We start from the raw sequence: 20,769 nt of genomic DNA on the forward strand, positions 1-20,769 counted from the left end.
ATGAACAGCGACTGCTTTCGAATGTAATTAAAGCAAAAAAACGCCCTTTGAATGGAAAATTTCCATTCAAAAGACGTTTGCACGCGGTCCCACTTTTTTTCATAAAGCAGAAGTCTGCTTTATCTCAATACAGGTAACGTCTGTTCTACGTTTTCAGCTACTGACTTCGCTGAAACCACTCAAAGGGGCATTTCAGATGCTTCTGCTGACTATTTCCACCACCCATAGTCTCTCTGTGAACAGTATACTTCTTACTTTTCCTTCTCACTGTGTTTCTTTATCCTTGTTTATAAAACATTTTCTAAATGTGCCAGAGCCTTTTCTTTACCTAAAAGCTCAATTGTTTCCGCCAGCTCCGGTCCGTGCATTTGCCCAGAAACAGCCACACGAATTGGCATGAATAGGTTCTTCCCTTTGACGCCAGTTTCTTTTTGAACTGCCTTAATTGCCGCTTTAATCGCTGGAACATCTAATACGTCCATCGCTTCCAGCTGTGCTTTGAAGGCCTTTAAGACTTCCGGTACCGTTTCTCCTGCCAGTACTTCCTTCGCTGCATCATCTAAAACAGGATGTTCGTTAAAGAACAGATTAGACAGCTCAACGATTTCTGCCGCATAGCTCATTTGATCCTTATACAGGCTAACCAGCTTCTTCAGCCACTCGATACGCTCAGAAGACGGATTTTCTTCTACTCTGCCGTCAGCAATCAAATAAGGTATGCACATATCTGCCAGCTTATCCAATTCGACTTGCTTCATGTACTGATTATTAACCCACTCCAGTTTTTTACCATCAAAAGCAGCTGGTGACTTGCTCAAACGTTCCGGATCAAAGATTTTTACCAGTTCTTCTTGAGCAAAGACTTCTTCTTCTCCTACTGGAGACCAGCCTAATAAAGCAATAAAGTTGAACATGGCTTCCGGCAGATACCCCAATTCCCGATACTGTTCAATAAACTGCAGGATTGTTTCATCACGTTTACTTAATTTCTTCCCTGTTTCTGAGTTAATAATCAGCGTCATATGTCCAAAATGAGGCGGAGTCCAGCCAAATGCTTCATAAATCATCAATTGTTTTGGTGTATTGGCAATATGGTCATCTCCACGCAATACATGGGTGATTTTCATCATGTGATCATCCACAGCTACTGCAAAATTATACGTAGGCATGCCGTCGCGTTTTTGGATGACAAAGTCGCCGCCAGTATTGTCTGATTCAAAGGCGATATCTCCCTTAACCATATCTTCAAAGGTATAGGATGTATTCCGCGGAACTCGAAAACGTACAACTGGTTGTATGCCCTGTGCTTCTTTTTCAGCTTGTTCGGAAGGAGATAGATTGGCACATTTCCCACCATAGTGAGGCATTTCCCCCCTAGCTCTTTGTGCTTCACGTTCCTCTTCCAGTTCTTCTTCTGTACAATAACATTTATATGCTCGATTGCTGCTCAACAGCTGATCAATCAGCGGCTGATAAATATCTTTTCTTTCAGACTGACGATATGGTCCGTATTTTCCAGGATTTTCCGGTGATTCATCCCAGTTAATTCCCAGCCAAGCCAGGTTTTCCAGCTGACTTTTTTCACCGTCTTCAATATTACGCTTCTGATCTGTATCTTCTATCCGGATAATGAATTCACCGTCATTGTGACGGGCAAATAAATAATTGAATAATGCTGTTCTTGCATTTCCAATATGCAAGTGTCCTGTTGGACTTGGTGCGTAACGTACACGAACTTTTGTCATAGTCTTTTCCTCTTTCTACTTTTCAAGTAAAGCGACCGCCATCGCTCCCATACCTTCTTCACGTCCAATAAAGCCCATTTTCTCCATTGTTGTTGCTTTGATATTAACCTGAGTTTGGTCAATACTACAAGCAACAGCAATATTCTCTTTCATCTTTTCAAGATGCGGCTTCATTTTCGGCTGTTCTGCTAAAATTGTACAATCAATATTGTTAATAGTAAAGCCTGCTGACAGAACTTTTTTGTTTGCTTCACGCAGCAGCTCTATAGAATCTGCATTTTTGAATGCCGGATCTGTGTCTGGAAATAAATGACCGATATCCCCTAGGCCCGCTCCCCCTAATAAAGCATCTGTAATCGCATGGAGTAAAATGTCTGCATCAGAATGTCCCAAAAGCCCTTTTTCAAAGGGAATCTCTACACCACCGATAATCAGCTTGCGTCCCTCTGTCAACTGGTGTACATCAAATCCCTGTCCAATTCTAAACATACTGCTTTAACTCCTTTTTCTTTTGACAATTGCCTCACCAATCAGCATATCCTCTGGTGTTGTCAATTTGATATTCTCATAGCTCCCTAATACCATAGAGACGGGCAGGTCACTATACTTTTCCATAAGTGATGATTCGTCTGTTCCTAAAAAAGCTTCTGCCCGTGCTTTTTCATGAACCCCTAGCAAGTCTTTACCAAAAAATGCCTGCGGTGTCTGAATCTGCCACAGTGTATCCCGTGGAATCGTTTCTTCCACCTGTCCCTTTACAACCCGCTTAATTGTATCCTTCACTGGAACACCCAGTATAGCTGTTCTTGTTTCCATCACTTTGGCATGGAGTGCCTTTAACTGCGACAACGTGACAAACGGGCGGGCGCCATCATGCACCATCACAATATTTTCAACACTCTTTAATGCTTTTAAACCATTATATACACTGTACTGGCGTTCACTTCCACCAGAAACAATCGTTACCGGACAGCTTTGGCTTTTTTTTAGTTTACGAACCGCGGCTTCCAAAAGGCTTTTTTCATTCGCTTGAGTAACCAAAATAATGTGTTTACACGCTGGGTCACTAAAAAAGGTCTTCAGCGAATAAAGAATAATCGGCTTTCCCATAAGATTAAGCAGAATTTTATTACGTGAAGCATTCATTCTTTTCCCTTGTCCAGCCGCCAATAATATAACTTCGTACTCTTTCATAGCCTACTTCTTCTCATTCGCCTGACTACCGCCTTTATTCTCATCAAGACCTCGACCAGAATGGGCAGGTTTTGCAAAAATCATTCGTCCGGCTGCTGTTTGAAGTGCACTTGTCACAACGACTTGAATATGCTCATTCATGTAATGCTGACCGTCCTCCACTACAACCATCGTTCCATCATCCAAATAAGCTACACCCTGCTGTCTTTCTGTTCCGGCTTTTACGACCATCACATTCATCGTTTCGCCAGGGATAACTACCGGCTTAACTGCGTTCGCCAGCTCATTAATATTCAATACTGGAACATTTTGAAATTCGGAAACTTTATTTAAATTATAGTCATTTGTCACCACAACGCCGTCAAGAAGCTTCGCCAGCTTAATCAGCTTACTGTCAACCTCGGCAATATCTTCAAAATCCCCGTCATACATTTCTACGGAAATTCCATCTTCTTTCTGCAGCGCATTTAGAATATCCAGACCCCGGCGGCCGCGAACACGTTTTAGACTGTCTCCAGAATCAGCAATATACTGCAATTCATACAATACAAAATTAGGAATCAGTAAAACACCTTCCAAAAAACCCGTCTTTGCAATATCATAAATTCGGCCATCAATAATTACACTAGTGTCAAGAATTTTATATTTATGAAAATGATCCTCAACTTTGCGCTCTAACAGCTGACCTTCGTTTTCAGCGGGTTTCTTTTGTCTACTTGTAAATATCTTCTTCCATTCATCAATCCGCGTGGTTCCCATACGGAACCCTAAATAGCCCAGCATAATCATTAACAAAATAGGCAGTAAACTGTTAACAACTGGAATTTCCAGATTGTACATTGGAATTGAAATAATTACACCAATCGTTAATCCGATAATTGCACCAATACTCCCAAATAGTAAATAAGTAAGACTTACCTCATTTAATGATTTTTCTACTCGCTTAACTGCTGAAACAATATACTTTGCTAACACTAAAGATAAAATAAAGAAAATAATTGCACCGATTAAACTGTTAGTAAAGTTATTGTTCAGCCATTGATTATCTGCCTGTTGAATCATCTGCCACGCTGTAGGTAATAATGAAATGCCTAGACTAGCGCCGACGATAACCATCAGTACAGTGATTACACGTTTCTGCATGCATTCTCCTCCTCCATAAATTTTACGACTATCCTTGTATTAAGCTGGGAGAAGCTTCACCTAGTAGTGATGCTTCTCTCAACCAATTATTCGTCAGTAAACAGCAAAATCAGCCTAATATAAGACCCCTTGCTATTTAAAAACTTTTCTCAGTGTCTCTCCAATTGTTGAGACACCAATAATTTCAATCGTTTTTGGCGGATCCCAGCCGCTCAAATTATTCTTAGGGACATAGATTCGGGTAAATCCGAGCTTTTCGGCTTCCCGAATTCGCTGTTCTATACTGTTGACCCTGCGTACTTCACCAGTCAAACCAATCTCACCAATAAAACATTCGGTGGGGGCTGTTCCTTTTTCCTTATAGCTGGAAGCAATACTAACTGCCACAGCTAAATCAATTGCTGGTTCATTCAGCTTGACACCGCCTGCCGCTTTTAAATAAGCATCCTGATTTTGCAGCAGCAGCCCAGCTCTTTTTTCAAGTACAGCCATAATTAAAGACACTCGGTTAAAATCAAGGCCTGTTGTTGTTCGCTTAGCATTACCGAAAACGGTCGGTGTAACTAGCGCCTGCACCTCTACAAGAATCGGACGACTTCCTTCCATTGCTACGACAATGGCTGAGCCAGTAGCGCCATCCAGCCGCTCCTCTAAAAATACCTGAGAAGGGTTGGCAACCTCTTCTAATCCATGTTCCCGCATTTCAAAAATACCGATTTCATTGGTAGAACCAAACCGATTCTTTACTGCACGCAAAATCCGAAACGTATGATGCTTGTCACCTTCAAAATACAGCACCGTATCTACCATGTGCTCCAGCATTCGCGGACCGGCAATTGATCCGTCCTTGGTTACATGACCGACAATAAAAATGGCAATGCCGTTGGTTTTAGCTAGCTTCAGTAGTTCAGCCGTCGTTTCTCTAACCTGACTGACGCTTCCTGCAACACTAGTCACATCAGGCTGGGTCATTGTTTGAATAGAATCGATAATCACGTAATCAGGTTCCAGCTTTTCGATAGCTCGGGCAATCTCCTGCATATCTGTTTCAGCATATAGGTAAAAATCAAGATTGGCTGTTCCAAGTCGTTCTGCTCGAAGCTTAATCTGATCCGCACTTTCTTCTCCTGAAACATAGAGAACCTTGCCTCCGACTTCGGTTAGCTGCTGAGAAACCTGCAGCAGCAGTGTTGATTTTCCAATCCCCGGATCCCCGCCGATTAAAACCAGTGAGCCCGGCACAACACCACCGCCTAAAACCCGGTTGAGCTCTGCCAGCTTTGTTGCTACCCGAGGTTCTTTCCGGGGAACAACCTCTGTCAGCTTCTGCGGCTGTGTTTTCTTCCCGGTTAGACTAACTCTTACTCTTCTATCAGAAGTATCCTGAATTGCTACTTCTGTCATTGAATTCCATTGTCCGCAATTTGGACAACGGCCTAAGTATTTAGGCGAAATATAGCCGCAGGATTGACATTCAAATTGGACTTTTGCTTTTTTGGCCATACCACAACTCCTTGTACTGCATTTGTTACATTATTTTCAAAATGACTGATAACATTTTAACATACTATCTTCTTATTACACTAAGACTTATCAACTAAAAAGCGAACTTTAAAGAGATTTTAATCTATCATTGTCCAGAGGATCCAAATCCACCAGTTCTCTCTGTTTCCACCTGATCCCCATCTGCTAGTAAAAATGGCTTGAAAATTCCCTGACCGATTCGTTCACCTTTTCGGATTTCAACATCTTCATAACCAAAATTCAAGAACTGAAACATAATATGTCCTTCATTATTTTCATTACCGTAGTAATCACTGTCGATTACACCTACACCATTTGCCAAAAGTAAAAAACGCTTCAGCGGGTTAGATGAACGACTGACCAGCTCAAGGTACTCATTCTGCGGCATATACGCTTTGATTCCTGTTTTTACTAAAGTAGGCTTCGGTGCAGTCCCTGTATCTTTTTGCTGCCAAATACTTGGAATAATTTTTGTTTCAGCAGCCTCAAAGTCATACCCCGCTGCTCCGCTGGTAGCACGGGCCGGAAGGTTGATTCCATTGTCCTTATAATCTGAAATAATTTCAAAACCTCGTTGTCTCATATCTCTTCTCCCTTATATTTCTGAACTGTGTTTATTATATCACACACCTGACATCCATCCTAAGATTATAGAGGCTGCTAAACCTTAATATCCACTCCTCCTATTCTGCCTTTATTACAAGAAGATTTTACTATTTTAATATACTTATTTTTTGGAAATTTTTTCTTGTTCAGTCTTTATTCTCCATTCAGTATTTTTGAATCTAAAAAAGAGCTGTGACACAGTGATGTCACAACTCTTTTCATATACAGATTTCTTTAACAAAGCTTTCTATTTCACTCAAATCCTGAAATAGAAAGCTTTGTTTATGCATTCAATCTATAATCGACAGCCTTTGACCTAGGCTGCTGCGGATGCTTTTTTCTTTTTGTTCGCTCTCAATGTGATAATACCAAAAACAAAAAGAGCAACTGTGCCTACAAACATAAGATAAATCCCAATAGCTGGGGAAATTCCTACTCTGTCAAAGCCGACAAAAACAATCAATGCATTACCAGCTGGTAATAATAAGCCTGCGATAATACTCAGAATACCTGTTATTGTATTCAAAACGCGCTTCTTTGTCACCAATGTCAACACTGCAAAAATTCCGACAAGAACCACTGCAATTGTCACAAACATGGCAATTTCTCCATCACCATCTTCCCAGTAAGACGAATATGTCTCTGAACCATAGGCCATGATTGGCAAAAACAAACTGATAAAGCTTACAACAAGAGACGCGATAACCCCCATTACCGGCCACACCTTAATTCCTTTAGTTTCCATTTTTTCTCCTTTTTTTCTTACATTATTTTGCATTTAAAAAAATTAAATACTTAAACATAATAGCATAATTCAAAGTGTTCGTTCAACCTTATTTAGACGACAGGACACAAACGAACTACATGTAGCTATTATAATATAAATAACAGAAAAAATTGATAAAATAAATGAACGTATTATTACTGAAATGCGGCGAATAACTACAAAAAACGTTTCTATTAGAAGAGACTGAAAATTCTAGCACTGACCCACCTATTTATCGATTACTTTTCAATAGTTATCTCTCTATTTTTGAATAACCGCTCATACAAAATAAAGAAGAGCAGATAAAGCAGGATGCCTATACTAACATAATGAATCGTATCTATAATTTGTACTGTTTGAGGAGTATTTGCTTTATGCCCCGTAATCTGCAATACAGTACTGGCAGAAATTCCAAACTCTTTCGTCATAACCCAAAGTCCTGTTATCAGCAAGAGCTGATGAGTAATGCTTCCTTTAGATTGAGTGCTGTACTTCATAATAATGCGCTGATCCTGTGGCAGTTCTTCATTCTCTGCATATGTCTGATTTAAATAAGTACTGGTTCCGCTGATAAACAGACTGAATATAAGAACCCCAAATGGAAATATCGCTGGAAATAACAGTAACAATAATGAAAAAATCAACCCAAAGATATGAAGCAGCTCTCTATCCACTCTTGGGAACAGCTGATAAATATAGCGTATTAACAGCTTAGAAATTAGAATTCCCAGCAGATAAGGTAAGTATAAATATAAAGTGATTTTATCATTTCCAAAGTAGAAAGCGGTGTAGAAGGTGCCGAACAATAGAATAAAATTCGTACACATGCCATTAATAAAGGTCAGGAGATTTAGCCAGATTGGCAGCTTCCAATTTTTGTGAATCGTATTGATATACCATGCAGCCAAAAGCAGACAGATTGAGAAGCCTATGACTGCAGCAGTTAAAAATTCTGAATCAAATAATGCCCTTGCTAAGCGAACAATAATCAACAAAATAAAATAAACTAAAAATAACAAAAACTCTTTCATAAAAAATGTTTGCTGATCTATTTTCTCTAGTTTTCTATCTTCAACTGGATAATCATTAACCGTTCGAAAAGAAGCTAAAAATAAAAAAGTATATTCTGCAAAGATTACTATTCTCTTTCCTGGAAAGTTTATCATTAGCGCGCCTAAAAAGATGCCAAGCAAAATAGCGAGAAACAGAAAATCGAATATTCCGCTTTTCTGCTGCTCAATATTCAGCTCTTTCCGCTGATATTTAATTGTCGTATTGGCTGGCGGCAGCCATGCGGCACTTAAACCAATTAAAACTGCTGCCAAATAATAGCAGGGTAGCCACCATTCACCCAAAATTCCAAAAATGCTTCCAAGACCACCGACAATCAAAGAAAGCCATAAAACATGAAGCGTCGTCAGCCCTAGGCGAAAGCTTTTCAATAAGAAAATGCCTGTCATCCGTACTGTGTAAAAAAGAACAAAAGGCAAAACACTTTCTAAGTTGACACCTGTATGCAAATTTAAAAAAACCAGATAAGGGATAAATGTAATTGTATTGGTCAGCACAAAAGGAATTGCTGGAAATGATTTTTGAACAGCTGGTTTTTTAGACGCCATATTTTCAACTCCTTCTATTTTGATTTTGTTAGTCTTGTTTATAGTCTATCACTGCCAAAAGACAAAATCGAAAGAAAACCTCTTTTTTAAGGCTATTTCTTTGAAATTTATTAGTTATTTTTTATTAAGCTGTTTCTACTTGTAGCTTCTTTCTCATTTTCTAGGATAAGAGATGTACAAATATAAATATTTTTTATTTATTATAAGATAAAACAGACACGATGAGAAGCGCTTTCTTACAGTTTTCATTAAAAATTACTTTTTCACTTATTTTACTCTACAAATCAGTTTTTCTTATGAATGAACAGGCAAATAAATCAGTCTTTTTTAATATATAACTCCTATAAAATTGAGATATATCACAATTATCTTTGCCTGTAGGTCACTTTCCGTACTCAGTATCTTTTACAGGATTTACAGTGGTGTAACTACCCACCTCACTGTTTATTCAAATTTAAGTACGCAAAAAAATGTAGAAATAGATTATTGTTCCAAACTCGCCATTAAAAGAACCTTTTTTATTGCTGAGATGCACCGTAAGGTACACGTCGATGTTGATCCGTAGCTGCTTAGCTATCAAAATTTAGCATTTCTGTTCCAACCTCTATATAATAATAAAGAAGGAGGGAAAATCTATGTTTCAGTTAATTCGAACGTTTATTACCGTATATGAAACAAAAAATTTTACCCAAGCTGCGGATATTCTGTTCTTATCCCAACCGACAGTATCTGCTCAAATCAAAAAATTAGAAGAACAGCTACAAACAGTCCTCTTTATTCGCAAAGCCAAGCAAGTCATTCATCCTACATCTGAAGCAGTCTTTCTATATCCAAGATTTTTAACTATTTTAGAAGAATGGGAGGACTCTGTAGCACGCGTTTCAAAAAAGGAATTATTTAGAGAAAAGTGTGTGATTGCCTGCTCTCATACCTGCTCTGTTCATTTTGTTCCTAAATTTACACCAGCACTTCTCGCACATTTCCCAACAATTGACTTCAGTTTTTTAACAATGAACTCAGCAACGGTTGTCGAACAGTTGGAACAAAATAAAATAGATATTGGCTTTATCGAAAATTCCGAACTCACCAGCCCGCAGCTGACACGAACCGCTATTTATGAGGATCAATTAGTTTTGGCTGGCTCTCCTGAAGCTGACTACTGGCTGCTTCGGGAACAATCTTCCGGACTTCGTTATTACAACGAACGTTATTTAAAAGAACACAATTTAACACCGCCAATTATTCAAGTAAATAACAATGAAGTTATTTTAGCTTTGCTTGAGGAAGGTATCGGGCGCTCAGTCATTTCTAAAATGTCTGTCACCAGCCAAATTAACTGGATGCCGCTTCCTGAGGAAAGCACCCGTAAGCTCTACCTTGTGGCTCATAAAGAACGATTCCGAAAAGAAATTGATGCGATCTGCCAATACATCGAAGAACAGCTTTTTAATTAGAAAGCGAAGTTGTAATAGTGGTGTTTCACCTTAAAAAAATCAGACTATACTGCGAATGGTTTCTTCCATTCGCAGTATAGTCTGATTTTTTTCCGAAGAGAACGCTTCGGGAACACTGTTTATTCAGTTTTAAAGGATGAAAGTATGAGAATGCGCGCACTGACTTGTTTCTTTTTTTCTTGAACAAAAGGCAACCCTGCCTCATATGAGACAGGGTTAGGAAAGTATTAAATGAAAAAGTTTGGTTATTGGGTTGTCTATAGAATACGACAGCTACCTTAAATCAACCTTAAAAACAAAGCATTATTTTTTTCCTATAGTCACCTTCTCAACCTTTTGATATCATAAACGTTAAATACTATTTTAGTTGGTTGGGGAGGGTTTTAATTGAAAAAAATCGGAATTATTCTACTTTTAGGTCTGTTCACTGGATGCACAGCACATCATGAGACAAAAAACACCGCAGTTCCTGCATCTAGTATTGAATCATCAAGCACTATTGAAACAGAAGAACAGGGAATTATCTATGATGTAGAAGATTCAGAAATTATCGAACACATCATCAACACCGTTTTAAATAACCAGGATAAGAAACGGGAAGAATTAGACATCAGTATTTACACTCATGATAATTCTTTTCAGCGGAATATTTGGGTAGCCCATGCTGTATTTTCAGATAACACCACAGCCTACCTGCTTTATATCAAAGAAGCCGGCAAGCTGGTGGAAATAGATAAAAATGAATTTGACGGTAAAGTGACCAGCATTCAAAAAAGAAATCACTCGGATACAGCCATTTATAAAGAAAAAAATAATGAATAAAACCACAGCTGGCCTTGTAAACGCTAGAGATAATAAGAAACATCTAGCTAATCTAACTTTTCATAGTCGGAATATTATGGCATGTATTTTTTTATTCATTATCTCCAAATGAAACTCTAGGCATTAAAGAACCTTATTGCCTGTCATTCAATGATTCAAATATAATTTAAACCATTACTTCTCGAAGATGAGGGATTGTCGAGGTTGTTACCAGGGCAACACTGCCGCCAAAAGCTCCTGTAATATGCTTCAGCACCCATTGATTCGGTTTTTCTTCTTTAAGAAGCAGCTGCGCTAACCGTTCTCTATTTTCAAGAGTATCATACTTGCTGTCTATAATTTCTGCTGTATTATACTGACCTTTTAATAACGGCGAATAAGCTACCAGTGTTAATTCAAGGTGTGTAGTTAAATAGCTTTTCATATCCGCATTCAGCGCTACCTGAGGAAACAGATCGGCATCAATCACTGGCGCCAAATAGCTGTATCTTTGCTGTATAGCACTGAAAAAAGGCAAATCCCGTACCAGACAAATCTGTCGCGCCTTTTCAAGCCGCCAGCTAAAAAAATTACTACAACCAATTTCCTGCACAACACCTTCTCTTATGAGTTCAGCCAATGTTTCCATTACTTCTTCCTGCGGTGTCTTAAAATCATCAACATGAAGATACAATAAATCAATCGTATCTGTCTGAAGGCTATTTAAGGACTTTTCAACAGAACGGAGAATCACTTCACGACTCAAGCCCTCCATTTGCTCAAACCCTTTAGCGCTTAGTGCCCCCACTTTTGTGGCCAACACCATTTTTCCATGCTTCTTGGCATGAGTCAGCCATTTGCCGATAACCCGTTCACTTTCCCGACCGTCGCCGCCATTCCAGACAGCATAATTATTTGCTGTATCGATAAAGTTTCCTCCTAATGACGCATATTCTGTCATCAAATTAAATGACTGTTCTTCAGAAACCTTCGTTCCAAAATTAATTGCACCCAGCCCAATACTACTAACCTCTAAAGAAGATCCTACGATTCTTTTTTCCATTACTATTTTCCTCCTTTTCTGTTGAAATCCAACATCAGCTTCAGTATAGCTGCCTGATGAACCCGGCACAAGAAGGCACTTTATTGTGGTATACTTACAAAAAAGTGGTCTAAGGAGTATAAGATAATGAAACAAATGGATTGGGAGGACAGCTGTCCTCTAGTGACGACCCAAAGAATTATGGCTGGCAAATGGAAGCTGTCAATTATCTGGTTTCTAGCGGAACATTCTGTTATGCGGTTTAACGAGCTAAAATCGGCATTTGATGACCCGGCACTCACCCAGAAAATGCTGACGCAGCATTTAAAAGAGCTGCAGGCTGATTCACTCGTCATCCGTACTGTATATAATACCGTTCCGCCTAAAGTTGACTATCGCCTAAGTGAGCTGGGAGAAAGCTTTATTCCAATTATGAGAAGTATGGAAACCTGGGGGAAAAGCTATCAGAAAGCTACTGATGCAAAAAAACACAGTGAAGAATCTTCAGGATGATAAGATTCTTCACTGTGTTTTCATGCTATTATTTATTTTTCCAGTACCTGTTCTCTTTCTCTAACTACCTGCACGTCAGAATCTTTGGTTCCTCTGAACAAATAGAAACAAAGATAAGAAACGCCTAATACTAGGACTGCAATAAACAGGATTGGCAGGAAAACACTAACGGTTGATTGTTTAAACAATACGCCCATCAGCATTTGACCTAAAGGAACAGCACATTGAGCAACAGCGATGATGGTAGCCATTACCTTACCAATATTTTCTCTAGGTGTAATTCGTTGAACTGTTGCAATCAAATAGATGGAGATGCTGCTCATCAGCATACCGATTGGAATACCTGTAACAACAAAAGCCATAAATCCTATCATGTTGCCGGAAGAATTGCCGGCAAAGCTAAGTCCCACGTTCATCAACAACATCAGCACACCAGAAATAGTAAAGGTAAGATAGAAATTATTAAAACGAAGATTTTTGGTAAGCGGTCCGGCTAGCACTGCGCCTAAAATATTTGCCAGACTAAATAGCGACATGCCAATACCATACAGTGTATCATTCGCTTGTAAAACCACTCTTAAAATGATTGGTGTACCAACAATAAAAAATGGTGTCAGTACAAAATTGATTAATGCAGCAATGAAAATTGTTTTCAAAATAACTTTATTGTTGCGAACCTCATGAAAGCCGTCAACTAAATCGGAAGTCAATGTCTTGAGCATACCTGATTCCAATGCTCTTTTTTGAAAAGGTATTTTGATAAATGTCTCAATTACAGCAGCAGCGATAAAGAATAAGATACTGCTGGCCACCAGCATTTGAGCACCCATCAGGCTGTACAAAATACCGCCGATAATCGGTGCTACAACATTTGACATAGACAATATGCCATTTACCAGCCCATTCACCTTCTCCAGCTCACTTTCTTTTACCAGTAAAGGAATACTGGCCGTTACTACCGGCGTATCAAAGCTTCCCACAATTGATAAGACAAAAAGTAAAATGCCTATCATAAGAATAGACTGTCCTGTTCCCAGTACAAAGAACAACAGCAGCGCCAACACGGCATTTGCAACATCCATTAGTACCATTAGCATACGACGGTCAAAGCGATCGGCAATAGCTCCGCCAATCGGCGAAAACAATACAGGAATGCTGGAAACTGCCAGCACTGTAGCAAAAACATCAGCCCGTCCAGTTTGATCTAATACATACAAAGATAATGCAAACCGTAGAATAGCCCCGCCAAAAACCGATATAAACTGCCCTAAAATCAAAAATAAAATATTTCTTTGGTCTTTTTTCATTTTAAACAATCCCCCAAAATTATTATTTCCCAAATAAACAACACTCGTTCTTTTTCTACTACATTTACAAGTATAACATTTCTTTAGCTTTTGGTTTTCAGCCTGGGGAAGGATTTATTCTAGTACTTTAGCTGTAAAAAACGCATATTAGGTCTACTTTCAATACCCAACATGCGCTTAGCTTACAAGAACTCAATTTTCATATACAGTTTTATCACGCTGAAATTTTCTCAAATAGTAACGTGAAACAGGACCGGCAACTACTAATTGTAATGGTAAAGCAAATAGAATATTTAGTTTAACTGCATTTAGATAATCAAGCAGAACGTTTCCTGAAAAGCCACCCTGCAGCACTAAACCAAATAAAGACATGCAGAGCACCATCCCTAAAACCATACAACAGGATATCACTAGAGGGGTTATAGGCATTTTTCCTTTATGAATTCCAAGCAGCTTAAATGCCAGCTTTTTCGCATTTGGTCCTACTAAGAACACATCCAGCAACAGCGCTGCAAAAAAGCCTGGGATAAACCCTAATAAAAGCTCGGTAAAAATCAAACCATCTATCCCCTTATGCAGACAGCTATTATATAAGCTCATCCCCAATACCATTATCGTGCACATCATTAATGTAAAAAACATACTTTCTTTTCGATTTCTCGGCAAAATTATCGCTCCCTATTTTTTAGTAACATCTACCATGGTAGCAAATAAAAATCTTTTTCGTAAGCATTTTTTGCACGATTTGAAAAAACTCATTTTTTTTTGAAACAGAGGGACCCGCTGTTTTCTGGAAAATTTGTGAATTAGACTTGAAAGTTTCTGTATACCAAATGTTTCATGTGAAACAAACGTTACTAGCTTATAGTCGCTACTTTTTCTTCCAGTTCTTCTATCTTTTGATTCAGTTCTTGAATTGCTTGAATTATAGGAGCAATAAATTCCTCATAAGCGATAGATTTTACATCTAATCCGCCGTCAATTGAATGGTCTTGATAACCGCTAAAATCGATATCCAGCTCTTCCATAACAGCTTTGATTTCCTGTGCAATGAATCCTTGATGATAACGTTTTCTCGAACGGCTCCCGTCGTTAGGTACTTCTCGTTTTATACATTTCAATTGCCCATTTGCATCCCTATGCGTTTCATATTCACTATAAAATTCGCGGTTGTTCCATCTGAATTCGCGCGGCTGAATTTTTTTTATAAAATTTAGTCCTAGGGAAGTATCTCTGATGTCTATTTTGTCCCGAGCATCTGAGCGCAGCTGAATAGGATTAAATGCATACGGTGTCGTCTGAGAATTCCCCAGCTGTAGCTGATTGGACCCTGTCACAGAACTATTTTGTCCAATACCTGTAATATTCTCAAAATCAGCAATAGAAGGATTATTCAAAGCATTATAGCCGACTGCGGTTGCTCTTTTTATATTTTTTAAATCTCTGGCAGCAAAAAGTCCAACAGCAGTATTATAATCACCTGCTATTTTCTCTAATGCCTGCTGCCCTAATGCGGTGTTATATTTGCCCTGTGTATACTTCAATGCGCTGGAGCCAATAGCTACGTTGCTCCTAATATCTCCGGAAGCTTCGCTAAGACTGTAGCGGCCAATAGCGATATTGTCACTGATTTCAGGATTTGTGCGAAGCATATTCTTTCCATGTAAAGCCTGAAATCCTATTGATACATTAAACTTTGAAAAAGGTACTTGTTCCATAGCATACGCACCTAAAGAAACATCTCCAGACGATATACTATTGTTCATATTGGCATAGGATCCTACTACAACACTTTCACTCGACTTTATCGAATTATAAGCACTTGACACACCAATAGCTACACTTTTAGTGCTTTCAACAGCTTTTTCTAACGCATTATACCCAACTGCGGTATTGAATGTCGGTTTAATCGTCCAGCCAAGAGCATTTCTTCCTACAGCTACGTTACCTCTCACCTGTTTTGTATTTTCAGGAATAATCAGCGGTTTGTCTTTCTCACCTACATAGTCTCTCCAGTCAGTCCATAAGTTATCTAGATAGCCTGTATCCACATCTTCTCTGTAAAAATGATGGGTTCCAATTAAATCAGTATCTCCCATGGATAATCCGGCATTTGACCCCACAACGGTATTCCTTTCTGTAAGAACAGTATCCCGGCAGGCATTATCCCCAATTACAACAGTGTATTCTGCCTCAGAAACTTTCGTCATAATATTGGTTCCCATTCCGACGTTTCTTGAAAGCCTATTCCCTTTGGAAAGAAAGCTTTTATCTCCAACTACAGTATTTCCAACAGAATTTTCATCAATTGCCTGTAGCGTGTTAATGCCTAAACCAATATTATTGTACAATCTGTTTATTTGCAGATAGGTATCATTCAATACGTATTCCCTAATAATCCCTGCAGAAAGCCATTTAATGACGGCTCCTGCCCCCTTTATTTTAGTAGTAGGCAATTTTCGCAATAAGTAGCTTCCTTTAGGAAAAAATAGCATCCCAATTTTTTCTGCCTCTAAAACAGCTGCCGTATCATCGGTTGTTCCATCACCTTGTGCGCCAAACCATTTAACATTTACGCCTCTTTCAGTAAATTCATTTTTCACTCTTTTTAAAGCAGATTGATCTTGCTCATATTCTCTAAACTCGCTGCTTTGTCCTAAATCTATCTCATCCATAAACATCCTCCTTATTATTATAATGTGCCTGAAAACTCTAACGGCGAATCGTTATATAATTTACCTCTCAAAGCTAAGTGACGCTAGTTTCTTTCAAGGAATAGTTATCAAAGCAGCGCATGCCATTCTGTTGCTATACTTAAGTAAACAAAACTGGCCGCTCGCTTATACGGCACATTGCCAGTTCTATTTGCCTAAAGACCTGCTAACAGAATGGTATCGTACGAAAATAAAAGTCATTTTTCAATCAATAGTATTAAAAATGACTACTCTGAATTGAGCTAGCTTGTGGTTTTGCTTGATTTCCAAAACAATCTTGAAAAATTTAGATGCCATTCTACTTTTCAGACACTTCCTAATAAGAATATAGGATATCTTTCTTTACAAACTCCCATTTTACTCCCATTTTTAAAGAACAAGTCTCCCCAATCCTTAGCTTGTTCATCGTTCACTACTTTAGAGCCTTGCCTCTGCTAATATTTGCTATAATAATGATATGTAAAATGTTCGCGGGAGGGATTATTGTGTTTCAAAAAGATTATTATCAAAAACAAGCAGATACACTTAAAAAGAAGCTGACTCGTCGAAATTTTGATGTTCATATTTGTCAAGACTTTAAGAATGCACAAATGACAGCCTTGGATTTAATTGATTCCAGCAAAACGGTTGCTTTTGGCGGTTCTGTTACACTTCAGCAAAGTCAAATCATAGATGCCCTAAATCAGCGAAAACAAGCAGTTATTAATCGGGATTTAGCTGAAACTCCTGAAGAAAGACATCAGCTGATGAGACAGTCCTTATTAGCTGATTATTATTTGACTAGTGTCAACGGCATCAGTGAAGACGGCATTTTAGTCAATATTGATAGTGTGGGAAACCGGGTTGCTGCTCTTTCCTACGGTCCAGATAAAGTAATTGCTTTTGTCACTATGAATAAGATTTATGGAAATCTGGAAAGCACCATTGAAACAGTCAGGAAGAAAACGGCTCCGGAAAATGCTTTTCGTTTAGGCCTAACAACAACGCCCTGTATAAAAACCGGGCAGTGTGGAAGCTGTCTAAAGGAAGAATGCATTTGCAGTATGATTTCTCTTATACGCCGTTCCAAAATAGACAGGCGAATGACCATTTTATTAATTTTGGAAAATGGTGGAATTTAATTCAAAAGAGACGGGGCATATCTACTTTCCAGTCTTGTTTTTTGTTTTAAATCCGAACAACGGCATCTCAGTCCTTGTATGCTGCGAGAAGCCGAGTATAGTAAGAACCATAGACACAAAAGCAGCTGAACCTAATTTTTTCTTCTTGCTTTTTGCTTTGAATAGATGATACATTCAAAAAGCATATAGGATAATACTGGATATAGAAGAAAATACGAGGAGGAAATCAGGATATGGATAAAATGCGTTTTCATGATATGACAATTCATTGGTTGGATGGCGGGAATACAGCGATGGACGGAGGTGCAATGTTTGGCGTTGTACCTAAACCGCTTTGGTCCAAAAAGTATCCGGCAAATCAAAATAATCAGATTGAACTACCGACCGACCCGATACTGATTCAATACCAAGGAAGAAATATTTTAATCGACAGCGGCGTAGGAAACGGCAAGCTGTCAGAAAAACAAAAACGTAATTTTGGCGTCTGGTCTGAACCTAAAATAAAAGAGAGTCTAGCCGAATTGGCACTGCTTCCTGAAGATATTGATACCATTCTTATGACTCATATGCACTTTGATCACGCTGGCGGGTTAACGGGTTATGACGAAAACGGTCGATTGGTTTCCTGCTTTCCTCAAGCAAAAATTATTATTAATGAGACTGAGTGGAATGAAGTAAGATATCCTACTGTGCGGTCAAAAAGTACCTATTGGAAAGAGAATTGGGAAGCTGTTGAAAAACAGGTTGTTACATTTTCGAAATGCTACAATGAACTTTCTGATATTGAATTAATTCATACAGGCGGGCATAGCAACGGGCACTCTATTGTTAAATTGACACAAAAAAATGAATGGATTTTTCATATGGCTGACTTGATGCCCACACAGGCACATCAAAATCCTCTATGGGTATTAGCGTATGATGACTATCCAATGGATTCCATTTATGCAAAGGAACGGCTCCTACTTGAAGGCTATGAGAAAAAGGCAATGTTTATTTTCTATCACGATGCTTACTACCGAATGATTCAATGGTCTTCTGATGGAAAGAAAATCCTTAACCAGCAGCTGCGAAATAAAACACCCTTTATTCCCAACCCGCTGCTATCAACTGAACCAAAAAAAGCCGATTAATGAGCTATCAGTCTATTAGATAGAATTAATACAGCTATAAGAATTTTTGAGTAGTAAAAGAAAGCAGCTTAGTTTATGGTATAGCTGAAGAGACTCGATGATTAAACTCATTGGCTATTCGAAGAATACTCATTTGATTTAGCTAAAAACTGCCAGTTAGGGAGAAAGATTATGGGTGAATTAAATTTATTCTGGGAGCAATACAACCAGCTGTTTTGTTTTGAACATACTATTAGAAATGAACTTGATCCAACGGAATTAGAGCACATCAAAAATATTGTGGAAGAAAAATTAAAAAATCTATTATCCTATGAGAGTGAACTTGAACAAAAATCTTTGATTGATTATTTGGATATTCCTAAAGGAATCAGTAAAGAAAAAATTCTTTTTTCTGTCCAAATTAGTGAAATTGACAACGAAAAAATCGAGCTGTTTGTTGTTGGTACAGACAAGGCTCATCAGCAAATTTGCTGTACATTTTTTGAACGAGTCTTTATTCAAAGAACCAATGAGCAATTCTTGAACTTTCCTGCTAATACATTCTTGAAGCTGGGATTCGAACATCGTGAATACAAGCGCAGTGTGCGGAAAAAAATTTCTCTCCTCTTCAATAAATAGCTTTTTAATAAAAAAGATAAACATCTAACTTCCAATAAGCAGCCGGAAAAATTTATAAATTTTTTCGGCTGCTTACTTTATATAAATGAGTTTGAATGGTAAATAAAGAATGAAATAGAAATAGCTTTGCTCTGCCATACAGACCAAATAAGGATTATATTCCAATTTCTTTATGAATCATATCCAGCAACAATTAAGTTTCACCACTAACCTATTAGTAAAACTAATAGGTAAGATAAAAATACCTTAGTTTGCAAACAAAAGAAAACACTATATCATTAAATCAGAAAGCGCTTGCAATTGCATTAATAGTGAGTACAAGCAATGAACTAGGACTATGTTGATCAAAAATAGTCATTGCCTATACAGATGAAAATATATAAACTGTCTTCAAAATAAAAAGATTTCTCTACTATAAATTGTTTACTGCTATAATTATTTTAAACTAGCAAATATTTTAAAGTAAAAAGCTCATGCTATACAACACCTTGAGCTTAAAGTCAGCGATAATTCGAAAGGAGTCTTTTGATGGATATCACTCAGCTTAGCTATTTTATTAAGATTGTCGAGAGCGGTTTTAATTTGTCTTTAGCGGCTCGCAAAATCCACATTACCCAGTCAGCTTTAAGCCAAATGATTACCAATTTTGAAGCAGAAGAAGAAGTGCTGTTATTCGAAAGAAGAAATGGTCGTTTTGAGCAACTAACCCCAAGCGGCAAATTATTGTACGAGTATGCGTTAGAAATTATATCTAAGTATGAAGAGATGAAAACGATGATTCGTAAAGAATCGTTAAAGCAAAAAGGAACAATTCGAATTGGAATGCCTTCAGCGATTCTTCGAATGTATTTCTTGTCATTTTTACCTCAGTTTATACTTGAGCATCCAGAGCTTCAAATAGAAATTGTCGAAGGTGGAGCTAAAGATTTAAAGAAGAAACTATTAAATAACGATTTAGACTTGGCTATCTTAGTAGATCCGGCTCGGTTAGATCATAAATCATTTGAAGAACAAGTAATCCAAATTGATGAATATGTCGCATATATGAAAAAGAACCATCCTTTAGATACAAAAAAACAGCTTGACTGGAAAGATTTGGAACCTTTCTCAATCGGAACTTTTCACGAAAGCTATACAACCTATGACTTAGTTAAAGACCGATTGAATGAGCATATAGAAAATGCCAAAATTCAGTTTACCGGCCAGTCATTAGAATATTTGCTGGATTTGACTGGACATTCTGACACTGTCATCATTCTCCAGCATGCGATGTGTCTTTATGCAGATGAAAAAACCACTAGTAAAAAACAATTTAAAGAGCCCCTTCAATTCGTCTTATTGTTGTGTCGACCTGTCAAAAGCTTTTACACTTATGAAGAAAATTTCCTGTACGAATCAATCTTAGAATTTTTTTACCAGCCTGCTGATTAATGTTTTCATCTTTTACGAGACAAAAAGGAGATTATCTT

General features: G+C 38.1%; 19 protein-coding genes and 1 other annotated feature. Of the genes, 7 read left to right on the forward strand and 12 right to left on the reverse strand.

Annotation, left to right across the window (positions count from 1 at the left end):
* Positions 1–66: 66 nt before the first annotated feature.
* Positions 67–277 (reverse strand) — a binding site (T-box leader).
* A 10-nt stretch (positions 278–287) separates the two neighbouring features.
* From gltX to ACPWSO_RS10390, 8 genes are all read right to left on the reverse strand, one after another.
* Positions 288–1,745, reverse strand: coding sequence for a glutamate--tRNA ligase (gene gltX, locus ACPWSO_RS10355; RefSeq protein ID WP_426083081.1), 1,458 nt, complete (start codon positions 1,743–1,745; stop codon positions 288–290).
* Between the two features lie 15 nt (positions 1,746–1,760).
* The gene (gene ispF, locus ACPWSO_RS10360; protein WP_426083083.1) at positions 1,761–2,234 is read right to left on the reverse strand and encodes a 2-C-methyl-D-erythritol 2,4-cyclodiphosphate synthase; all 474 of its coding nucleotides are present in this window, start codon (positions 2,232–2,234) and stop codon (positions 1,761–1,763) included.
* 6 nt (positions 2,235–2,240) lie between these two features.
* On the reverse strand, positions 2,241–2,939 hold the full coding sequence (gene ispD / locus ACPWSO_RS10365) for a 2-C-methyl-D-erythritol 4-phosphate cytidylyltransferase (RefSeq protein ID WP_426083085.1): 699 nt from the start codon (positions 2,937–2,939) through the stop codon (positions 2,241–2,243).
* A gap of 3 nt (positions 2,940–2,942) precedes the next feature.
* Positions 2,943–4,082 (reverse strand): PIN/TRAM domain-containing protein, encoded by a 1,140-nt coding sequence (locus ACPWSO_RS10370; RefSeq protein ID WP_426083087.1) that lies wholly within the window; start codon positions 4,080–4,082, stop codon positions 2,943–2,945.
* A 132-nt stretch (positions 4,083–4,214) separates the two neighbouring features.
* Positions 4,215–5,585 carry a DNA repair protein RadA gene (radA, locus tag ACPWSO_RS10375; protein ID WP_426083089.1) on the reverse strand — a complete coding sequence of 457 codons (1,371 nt, stop codon included), beginning with the start codon at positions 5,583–5,585 and terminating at the stop codon, positions 4,215–4,217.
* Between the two features lie 127 nt (positions 5,586–5,712).
* Positions 5,713–6,189: a dUTP diphosphatase gene (locus tag ACPWSO_RS10380; RefSeq protein WP_426083091.1), complete on the reverse strand. Its 477-nt coding sequence runs from the start codon at positions 6,187–6,189 to the stop codon at positions 5,713–5,715.
* 339 nt (positions 6,190–6,528) lie between these two features.
* Positions 6,529–6,957 (reverse strand): hypothetical protein, encoded by a 429-nt coding sequence (locus tag ACPWSO_RS10385; protein ID WP_426083092.1) that lies wholly within the window; start codon positions 6,955–6,957, stop codon positions 6,529–6,531.
* A gap of 260 nt (positions 6,958–7,217) precedes the next feature.
* Positions 7,218–8,597: a hypothetical protein gene (locus ACPWSO_RS10390; protein WP_426083093.1), complete on the reverse strand. Its 1,380-nt coding sequence runs from the start codon at positions 8,595–8,597 to the stop codon at positions 7,218–7,220.
* Between the two features lie 635 nt (positions 8,598–9,232).
* On the opposite strand from ACPWSO_RS10390, the gene ACPWSO_RS10395 reads away from it, so the two are divergent.
* Together ACPWSO_RS10395 and ACPWSO_RS10400 are read left to right on the forward strand one after the other, a co-directional pair.
* A complete protein-coding gene (locus tag ACPWSO_RS10395) occupies positions 9,233–10,051 on the forward strand; it encodes a LysR substrate-binding domain-containing protein (RefSeq protein WP_426083095.1) in 819 nt (272 codons plus the stop codon).
* A 387-nt stretch (positions 10,052–10,438) separates the two neighbouring features.
* Positions 10,439–10,873 (forward strand): hypothetical protein, encoded by a 435-nt coding sequence (locus tag ACPWSO_RS10400; protein WP_426083096.1) that lies wholly within the window; start codon positions 10,439–10,441, stop codon positions 10,871–10,873.
* 166 nt (positions 10,874–11,039) lie between these two features.
* Here ACPWSO_RS10400 and ACPWSO_RS10405 read toward each other — a convergent pair whose 3' ends face one another.
* Positions 11,040–11,915 (reverse strand): aldo/keto reductase, encoded by an 876-nt coding sequence (locus ACPWSO_RS10405; RefSeq protein ID WP_426083098.1) that lies wholly within the window; start codon positions 11,913–11,915, stop codon positions 11,040–11,042.
* Positions 11,916–12,041: 126 nt separating this feature from the next.
* Here ACPWSO_RS10405 and ACPWSO_RS10410 point away from each other — a divergent pair, with 126 nt between their 5' ends.
* Positions 12,042–12,407: a winged helix-turn-helix transcriptional regulator gene (locus ACPWSO_RS10410; protein WP_426083100.1), complete on the forward strand. Its 366-nt coding sequence runs from the start codon at positions 12,042–12,044 to the stop codon at positions 12,405–12,407.
* 32 nt (positions 12,408–12,439) lie between these two features.
* On the opposite strand, the gene ACPWSO_RS10415 is transcribed toward ACPWSO_RS10410, so the two are convergent.
* The 3 genes from ACPWSO_RS10415 to ACPWSO_RS10425 form a co-directional block, all read right to left on the reverse strand.
* Entirely contained in the window at positions 12,440–13,714 is a 1,275-nt protein-coding gene (locus tag ACPWSO_RS10415) for an MFS transporter (protein ID WP_426083102.1), read from the reverse strand.
* Between the two features lie 192 nt (positions 13,715–13,906).
* Positions 13,907–14,380 (reverse strand): DUF2798 domain-containing protein, encoded by a 474-nt coding sequence (locus tag ACPWSO_RS10420; protein WP_426083104.1) that lies wholly within the window; start codon positions 14,378–14,380, stop codon positions 13,907–13,909.
* A gap of 191 nt (positions 14,381–14,571) precedes the next feature.
* Positions 14,572–16,389, reverse strand: coding sequence for a tail fiber domain-containing protein (locus ACPWSO_RS10425; RefSeq protein ID WP_426083106.1), 1,818 nt, complete (start codon positions 16,387–16,389; stop codon positions 14,572–14,574).
* Positions 16,390–16,913: 524 nt separating this feature from the next.
* On the opposite strand from ACPWSO_RS10425, the gene ACPWSO_RS10430 reads away from it, so the two are divergent.
* The 4 genes from ACPWSO_RS10430 to ACPWSO_RS10445 all read left to right on the forward strand — a co-directional run bounded on the left by ACPWSO_RS10430 (position 16,914) and on the right by ACPWSO_RS10445 (position 20,731).
* On the forward strand, positions 16,914–17,549 hold the full coding sequence (locus tag ACPWSO_RS10430) for a lactate utilization protein (RefSeq protein WP_426083108.1): 636 nt from the start codon (positions 16,914–16,916) through the stop codon (positions 17,547–17,549).
* A gap of 233 nt (positions 17,550–17,782) precedes the next feature.
* A complete protein-coding gene (locus ACPWSO_RS10435; RefSeq protein WP_426083110.1) occupies positions 17,783–18,682 on the forward strand; it encodes a YtnP family quorum-quenching lactonase in 900 nt (299 codons plus the stop codon).
* 171 nt (positions 18,683–18,853) lie between these two features.
* Positions 18,854–19,300 carry a hypothetical protein gene (locus ACPWSO_RS10440; RefSeq protein WP_426083112.1) on the forward strand — a complete coding sequence of 149 codons (447 nt, stop codon included), beginning with the start codon at positions 18,854–18,856 and terminating at the stop codon, positions 19,298–19,300.
* A gap of 528 nt (positions 19,301–19,828) precedes the next feature.
* Positions 19,829–20,731, forward strand: coding sequence for a LysR family transcriptional regulator (locus ACPWSO_RS10445; protein ID WP_426083113.1), 903 nt, complete (start codon positions 19,829–19,831; stop codon positions 20,729–20,731).
* The last annotated feature ends 38 nt before the right edge of the window (positions 20,732–20,769 follow it).

Origin of the sequence: Enterococcus sp. LJL51, from assembly GCF_049894025.1 — a bacterium.
Taxonomy (GTDB): domain Bacteria; phylum Bacillota; class Bacilli; order Lactobacillales; family Enterococcaceae; genus Enterococcus_L.

Coding starts and splice junctions, on each gene's coding strand:
- gltX (WP_426083081.1), bottom strand. CDS start 1,745: ATGACAAAAGTTCGTGTACGTTACGCACCAAGTCCAACAGGACACTTG.
- ispF (WP_426083083.1), bottom strand. CDS start 2,234: ATGTTTAGAATTGGACAGGGATTTGATGTACACCAGTTGACAGAGGGA.
- ispD (WP_426083085.1), bottom strand. CDS start 2,939: ATGAAAGAGTACGAAGTTATATTATTGGCGGCTGGACAAGGGAAAAGA.
- ACPWSO_RS10370 (WP_426083087.1), bottom strand. CDS start 4,082: ATGCAGAAACGTGTAATCACTGTACTGATGGTTATCGTCGGCGCTAGT.
- radA (WP_426083089.1), bottom strand. CDS start 5,585: ATGGCCAAAAAAGCAAAAGTCCAATTTGAATGTCAATCCTGCGGCTAT.
- ACPWSO_RS10380 (WP_426083091.1), bottom strand. CDS start 6,189: ATGAGACAACGAGGTTTTGAAATTATTTCAGATTATAAGGACAATGGA.
- ACPWSO_RS10385 (WP_426083092.1), bottom strand. CDS start 6,957: ATGGAAACTAAAGGAATTAAGGTGTGGCCGGTAATGGGGGTTATCGCG.
- ACPWSO_RS10390 (WP_426083093.1), bottom strand. CDS start 8,597: ATGGCGTCTAAAAAACCAGCTGTTCAAAAATCATTTCCAGCAATTCCT.
- ACPWSO_RS10395 (WP_426083095.1), top strand. CDS start 9,233: ATGTTTCAGTTAATTCGAACGTTTATTACCGTATATGAAACAAAAAAT.
- ACPWSO_RS10405 (WP_426083098.1), bottom strand. CDS start 11,915: ATGGAAAAAAGAATCGTAGGATCTTCTTTAGAGGTTAGTAGTATTGGG.
- ACPWSO_RS10410 (WP_426083100.1), top strand. CDS start 12,042: ATGAAACAAATGGATTGGGAGGACAGCTGTCCTCTAGTGACGACCCAA.
- ACPWSO_RS10415 (WP_426083102.1), bottom strand. CDS start 13,714: ATGAAAAAAGACCAAAGAAATATTTTATTTTTGATTTTAGGGCAGTTT.
- ACPWSO_RS10425 (WP_426083106.1), bottom strand. CDS start 16,389: ATGGATGAGATAGATTTAGGACAAAGCAGCGAGTTTAGAGAATATGAG.
- ACPWSO_RS10435 (WP_426083110.1), top strand. CDS start 17,783: ATGGATAAAATGCGTTTTCATGATATGACAATTCATTGGTTGGATGGC.
- ACPWSO_RS10440 (WP_426083112.1), top strand. CDS start 18,854: ATGGGTGAATTAAATTTATTCTGGGAGCAATACAACCAGCTGTTTTGT.
- ACPWSO_RS10445 (WP_426083113.1), top strand. CDS start 19,829: ATGGATATCACTCAGCTTAGCTATTTTATTAAGATTGTCGAGAGCGGT.